Origin of the sequence: Candidatus Merdisoma sp. JLR.KK006, assembly GCF_036941035.1 — a bacterium.
Lineage (GTDB): Bacteria > Bacillota > Clostridia > Lachnospirales > Lachnospiraceae > Laedolimicola.
In genome coordinates, this window is the sequence record NZ_JAYMNS010000028.1 from 54,759 (window position 1) to 61,177 (window position 6,419).

Consider the following 6,419-nt stretch of genomic DNA (forward strand, 5'->3'; position numbering starts at 1 on the left):
AAAAATATGCTGGAATTTCGATATGATACGCAGCTGCTAATTGAGGGGACCGATTTGGACGAGGACGCAATCAATGAATATTTTGTAAGTCATTTTAAAGGAGACTGCCTGCTGGCTGTTGGGGATGAAGAGCTGATAAAGATTCATTTCCATACAAATGAACCATGGAAAGTCCTTGAATACTGCGCTTCCCTGGGGGAGATCTATGATATCGTAGTGGAGGACATGGACAGGCAGACACGAGGATTGAAAGGATAATTTGGGAAGAAAATACATTGGAAAAGCTGATAAAAATCCAATAAAAACAGGGCAGTAAAGATAAAATTTAAATGACAAAATGAAAGAGGAACCATGTATGATAAGAAAGTTTCAGCCATCCGATCTGGAAGCTGCTATGGATCTGTGGCTCCATGGAAACACAGAAGCCCATGATTTTATATCGAAGGAATATTGGAAACAGCATTTTGATGAGGTAAAAGAAATGCTGCCAAAAGCAGAGCTCTATGTATATGAAAATGACAATACAGCCACTTTTGATGGCTTTATCGGCCTGTCCGGCAGCTATATTGCCGGATTTTTTGTAAGAGAGAATGCCCGATCACAGGGAATCGGAAAGCAGTTGCTGGACTACGTGAAGGCAATCAAAGGAAATCTGACCTTAAAGGTCTATGAAAGGAATCAGCGGGCAGTAAAGTTCTATCAAAGAGAGGGATTCTTTGTCCAATCTCAAAGCGTAGATGAGGACACGGGCCAGCGGGAATATGTTATGTCATGGCAGGTTTAAGGAGAAAATAAAATGTCTGCAGTTCTCACAGAAGATTTGATATACGAGATACTATCTGTCGTAGAAGAAATACCAGAGGGAAAGGTTGCCTCCTACGGACAGATTGCCAGGCTCATTGGCCGGGAAAAAAATGCAAGGCTTGTGGGAAAGGTTTTAAGCATGTCCGAATATTACGGCAGGTATCCTTGCCACCGTGTTGTAAATCATGCAGGAAGAATAGCGCCTCATTTTTATGAGCAGAAAAATCTGCTGCTTGAGGAACAAGTGGAATTTAAGGATGATACCCATGTGGATATGAAAAAGTATCGATGGGATTGCTGAAAATGTACATGTAAATTTGGCAATGTCATTAAGTTAAGCACCAAAAGGCTTATGAAGGCTTCGGGCATTTTTTGAAGCTTAACTTAATGGCATTGTATAAATTTGAAAGCTATGAAGGAGGGATAGGACGAAAAGATTATTTTCAAAAAGGTATTGCTCGTGACGCTGCGTAATAATTTATAATACTTTATGACAGGATAAACAAAGTGTTTCAATTCCATATCAGTAGTCCGGCTAAGAAATGTCAAATGTTTTAAGAAATATTTTCTGCTGGACGGTAAAGTCGCAAAGGCACACGAGAGGAGCTTTCATGAGTGCCCTTTCGAATGAAAGTTTCTCTCATTACAGGTGTGCCGAAGTGACTTTACCTTTAGTACCGCTGCGTAGCAACTTAAGATAGGAGGTAAAAGGATTATGGTAAAATACAGGGCAATACCGCCGGGATTTATGACAGTTGGAGAGATAGCAAAGAAAATGGGCGTTACCGTCCGCACGCTCCAGTACTACGATAAAGAGGGTCTGCTCTCCCCGTCCGCAGAGAGCGAGGGCGGGCGCAGGCTTTATACGGACAGGGATTTAATTATGCTCCACCAGATTCTGTCCTTAAAATCACTGGGCTTTTCGCTGGACGATATAAAACAGCGCCTAAGTTCCTTAGAGACACCCCAAGAGGTTGCGTCTGCGCTCACAGAGCAGGCAGATGCCATACGCCGGAAAATAGAGCAGCTCACAGCTTCTTTGACGGCCATAGAGCGGCTGAAAGAAGAGGTGCTGCAAATGCAGACCGTGAGCTTTAAAAAGTATGCGGATATTATCGTCAACCTGCAGATGCAAAATGAATTTTACTATCTCATTAAGCACTTCGATGATGACACCCTGGATCATATACGCAGCCATTTTGACAAAAAAAGCGGCCTGGACTTTATGGACAGATTTAACGGTCTGAGCGATGAAATCCTCCGGCTTAAAAAGGATCATGTACCTCCCGAAAGCGAAAAAAGCCAGCAGATTGTAAAAATGTATTGGGATTTGATTATGGAGTTTACAGAGGGAGATATGAGCCTGTTGCCAAAGCTGATGGAATTTGGAAATATCGGCACGGCAGAGAATGCATGGGAGGAAAAGCAAAATAGCATCAATGATTATTTAGAGCCAGCTTTGCAAATCTATTTTACACAGCTTGGAGTAAATCCTTTTGGGGAGGCAAAAAAATGAGCAGCGGGATACAAGTACGTGAATTAAGGAAAAGCTATGGCCGCCATATGGTTCTGAAAGGACTTGACTTTCAGATTAGGGCAGGAGAGATATTTGCCCTTCTTGGCATAAACGGAGCAGGAAAAACAACCACCCTTGAATGTATGGAGGGTCTGAAGAAATATGACAGCGGCACAATTACCGTAAAGGGGAAAACGGGTATTCAGCTCCAGTCGGCATCCCTGCCCGCACACATAAGGCCAATGGAGGCCGTAAAGCTCTTTGCCAAATGGAACAAAACAAAGCCTGACGATTCCATGCTTGAGGCTCTTTGCATAAAGGAAATGGAAAAGAGCCTGTATATTCAGCTTTCAACAGGGCAAAAACGGCGGCTGCATCTGGCCCTGGCCCTTGTCGGCAATCCGGATATCATTTTCCTTGACGAGCCCACGGCAGGACTTGACGTTGCGGGCAGGCTGTCGCTGCACGAGCAGATCCGAAAGCTAAAGTCACAGGGGAAAACAATTGTTTTAGCCAGCCATGATATGGCAGAGGTGGAAGCCTTGTGCGACCGTATCGCAATCTTAAATGACGGAAAAATTGTCTTTTGCGGCACCCCCTCGGAGCTTACCGATAAAGTCGGAAAAAAATACGTTATCCATGTAAAAACGCAGCAGGGAGACAGAACATTGGAAACGGACAGCATAGAAGATACCCTGCTTTCCCTGCTCAGTGAGCTAAAACACAGGGGAATCGGAGTGTCAGACATTAAAGTTGACAGAGGCACACTGGAACAGCATTTTATGGAAATGGCAGGGAGGGCGGAAAAATGAATGGTTTTTTATATGGTGCGGCATTGCAGTGGAAACTGGATATAAGAAGCAAATCCCTGTTGATTACCTGCTACGTAGTTCCCCTTATTTTCTTCCTGCTCATGGGCGGTATTTTCACCTCTGTTATGCCGGAAATGAAAAGCACGCTTATACAGTCCATGCTGGTGATGAGCGTGTCAATGGGAGCATTTATCGGCCTGCCGCCATCGCTGGCTGAGACCTATGGAAGTGATGTCAAAAAGGTTTATCGGGCAAACGGAGTACCTTTATACTTAGGATTGGCTGCCATGTTTCTTTCCGCATTCCTCCATTTGATGTGCAGCTGCATCCTGATCCTGCTGCTTGCCCCGGTGCTGTTTGAAGCGGTGCTGCCGGTGCATTTACCGGGGTTTTTTCTTGCACTTGCCGTATATATGATTGTGTCCTTGAGTATTGGATGCATATTAGGGCTGGCTGTAAAAAATCAGGCGAAGCTAACCATGACGGCGCAGCTTGTGTTTTTGCCCTCAATTATGCTTTCGGGCATTATGTTTCCCATGGATCTGCTGCCGGATTTCCTTAAATCCATAGGACGCATTTTCCCTGCTTCATGGGGCTATCAGCTGATGCTGGACAATGGATTTCAGTTTGAAAATCTCTGGTATTTATTTCTGGTATTTTGTGGGGCAGTTATTGTATGCGGGATACTTTTAAGAAGCGGAAATCATTTTGAATAAAATAATCTATGAATGTAAGCAGCATTCATTGTATTTCACGTTTTTGCCATAGTAAAACCCTCCATTATACCACCAGACTTTGTTTTGGCGATAAAATGCTTTTGAATGGAGGTGATATGAGATAAATACCTATAAAACAGCGGAGGTTGCCGCAATCATTGGAATACATCCGAATACGGTTCGTTTGTATGAGAAATGGGGATTGATACCAAAACCGGAACGAAAGGAAAACGGGTATCGCATTTTTACCGACCTGCATATACAGCAAATCCGGATTGCCCGCACTGCATTTCAGATTGAAATATTACAAGGGGGATTGAGAAAGAAAATCGTTGATATGGTGAAAGCATCAGCGGCCGGTGACTTTGAAAAGGCAATCGTGCTCACAAGAGAGTATTTGGAGCAGCTTGGAAAAGAGCAGCAAAATGCGGAAGAAGCAATTCAGATTGTGCAGAACATAATGTCCGGCTCTTCAAAAAGAAATCCTCTTTCCATGAAGCGAAAAGAGGTATCGGAGTATCTTGGCATTTCCATGGATACATTGCGAAACTGGGAAATGAATGGTCTGCTGACTGTTAAGCGAAAAGAAAACGGATATCGTGTTTATACGGAGGATGATATTAGGAAGCTTAAGATTATTCGTTCATTGAGATGCGCAAATTATTCTCTTGAAGCAATTTTACACCTGCTTGACCAGTTATCAAAAAATCCGGATACCGATATCCGCACAGCATTAAATGTGCCCCGGCAGGCAGACAGCATTATTTCTGTCTGCGACAGGCTGATTGTATCTTTGTCAGAGGCAGAAAAGAATGGGGAAAAAATTCTGTGCATGTTGGAAAAAATGAAAACTTATAATTTGTAAACACTCCACTTTACCACCAATGTTTTGATTGGTGGTATTCTTTTTTCACAAATTGGTGCTGCTGTGCAGCGTAAAGTTGCGAAAGCGCACGAGAGGAACTTTCATGAGTGCACTTTCGAATGAAAGTTTCTCTCAAAGGTGTGCGCTGAAGTGACTTTACCCTTTAGTGCTGTTGCGCAGCAACTTAAAAAAGGAGGTTTCAATATGCAAGAAGTAATAAGTGTTCAACATTTGTCAAAATCTTATGGCGGTCTGCCTGCGGTAGAGCAGCTTAATCTGTCCGTAAAACGTGGTACTGTTTACGGCCTGCTTGGAGCAAATGGTGCAGGTAAAAGCACTGCGATTGAATGTATTTTAGGAACACGCCGGGCAGACAGCGGCACGGTTTCCGTGCTTGGATATGATCCGCGAAAAGACAGGCGCAGTCTTTTTCAATCGGTTGGTGTTCAATTTCAGGAAAGTGATTATCAACCGGAGATTAAAGTCTCTGAATTATGTGAGGAAACGGCCTGCCTTTATCAGTCGCCTGCTGACTGGAAAAAGCTTTGCGGTCAATTTGACATAGAGGATAAGGTGAACGTTCCGGTGAAAAATCTGTCAGGAGGGGAGAAGCAGCGGCTTTTTATTGTACTTGCTCTGATTCCCGATCCACAGCTAGTGTTTCTCGATGAACTGACCACCGGGCTTGATGTAAAGGCACGCCGCAGCGTATGGAGATTATTGTCTGCCCTGAAAGAAAAAGGCTTAACCATTTTCCTGACCTCGCATTTTATGGATGAGGTAGAAGCTCTTTGTGATGAAATATGCATCCTGAAAAACGGAAAGGCCGTGTTTTATGGAACGACTGCCCAGGCAAAGGAAAAAAGCGGCTGTGGGAATTTTGAGGAAGCATATCTTTACTATTCCAGTGAGGAGGATGGTGCACAATGAAAGCTTTTTGGATTCTGTTAAAAAATGAATGTAAACTCAATATCAGAAATATGAACATGGTAATTTTCGCAGTCATTATGCCGCTGATTGTTCTGCTCATTCTGGGATTGATTTATGGTATGAAGCCTATGTTTAAGGGAGCGGAATATACATTTATGGAGCAGTCTTTCGGTGCACTCTGTACGATTTCTATTTGTGCCGGAGGGCTGATGGGGCTGCCCCTTGTTGTGTCGGAATACCGGGAACGCAAGATTTTAAAACGGTTTCAGGTAACGCCAATCAGTCCGGTCATTCTTCTTGCCGTTGAATTTACGATCTATGTATTATATTGTGGGGTATCCATGCTGACGCTGGCGATTGCCGGAATGTTGTTTTGGAAGATTCGTATAAGCGGTACGTGGACTTGCTTTCTTGGGAGCTGGCTGCTTACAATGGCATCAACCTTGAGCATTGGAATGATGGTAGGCGGTATTGCGAAGAATACAAAAACAGCCAGTGTGATTGCCTGTGCATTATATTTTCCTATGCTGATTTTTTCCGGAGCAACACTGCCATTTGAACTTCTGCCGGATTCCGTGCAAAAAGCAATCAGCATTTTTCCAATGACACAAGGCATTCGGCTTATGAAAGCAGCATTCCTCGGCCTGCCGGTTCAAAATATCAGCTTGCCCGTGATTACCATGGGAACAGTCACTATTATATGTATAGGAATATCCATTCTGTTTTTTAAGTGGGAATAAATTGGGTTTGCTTGAGATGATTTTTGACATACAATA

9 protein-coding genes are annotated in these 6,419 nt (G+C 43.5%); all 9 read left to right on the forward strand.

Going from position 1 to position 6,419, the window contains the following annotated elements; translation table 11 throughout:
- The first annotated feature begins 6 nt into the window (after positions 1 to 6).
- The 9 genes from VSQ61_RS17845 (at position 7) to VSQ61_RS17885 (ending at position 6,383) form a co-directional block, all read left to right on the forward strand.
- Positions 7 to 258, forward strand: a complete 252-nt coding sequence (locus VSQ61_RS17845) for a fatty acid kinase subunit FakA-related protein (RefSeq protein ID WP_334345737.1) — start codon at positions 7 to 9, stop codon at positions 256 to 258.
- Positions 259 to 355: 97 nt separating this feature from the next.
- Positions 356 to 784 (forward strand): N-acetyltransferase, encoded by a 429-nt coding sequence (locus tag VSQ61_RS17850; RefSeq protein WP_334345738.1) that lies wholly within the window; start codon positions 356 to 358, stop codon positions 782 to 784.
- A 12-nt stretch (positions 785 to 796) separates the two neighbouring features.
- Positions 797 to 1,105 carry an MGMT family protein gene (locus tag VSQ61_RS17855; RefSeq protein WP_334345739.1) on the forward strand — a complete coding sequence of 103 codons (309 nt, stop codon included), beginning with the start codon at positions 797 to 799 and terminating at the stop codon, positions 1,103 to 1,105.
- A 414-nt stretch (positions 1,106 to 1,519) separates the two neighbouring features.
- A complete protein-coding gene (locus VSQ61_RS17860; RefSeq protein WP_334345740.1) occupies positions 1,520 to 2,320 on the forward strand; it encodes a MerR family transcriptional regulator in 801 nt (266 codons plus the stop codon).
- Positions 2,317 to 3,132, forward strand: coding sequence for an ABC transporter ATP-binding protein (locus VSQ61_RS17865; protein WP_334345741.1), 816 nt, complete (start codon positions 2,317 to 2,319; stop codon positions 3,130 to 3,132). The genes VSQ61_RS17860 and VSQ61_RS17865 overlap by 4 nt, the downstream gene beginning before the upstream one ends.
- Positions 3,129 to 3,848 carry an ABC transporter permease gene (locus VSQ61_RS17870; protein ID WP_334345742.1) on the forward strand — a complete coding sequence of 240 codons (720 nt, stop codon included), beginning with the start codon at positions 3,129 to 3,131 and terminating at the stop codon, positions 3,846 to 3,848. Before VSQ61_RS17865 ends, VSQ61_RS17870 begins: the two co-directional genes overlap by 4 nt.
- 121 nt (positions 3,849 to 3,969) lie before the next feature.
- A complete protein-coding gene (locus VSQ61_RS17875) occupies positions 3,970 to 4,713 on the forward strand; it encodes a MerR family transcriptional regulator (RefSeq protein ID WP_334345746.1) in 744 nt (247 codons plus the stop codon).
- Positions 4,714 to 4,917: 204 nt separating this feature from the next.
- Entirely contained in the window at positions 4,918 to 5,643 is a 726-nt protein-coding gene (locus tag VSQ61_RS17880) for an ABC transporter ATP-binding protein (RefSeq protein ID WP_334345743.1), read from the forward strand.
- A complete protein-coding gene (locus tag VSQ61_RS17885; protein ID WP_334345744.1) occupies positions 5,640 to 6,383 on the forward strand; it encodes an ABC transporter permease in 744 nt (247 codons plus the stop codon). Before VSQ61_RS17880 ends, VSQ61_RS17885 begins: the two co-directional genes overlap by 4 nt.
- Positions 6,384 to 6,419: the final 36 nt, after the last annotated feature.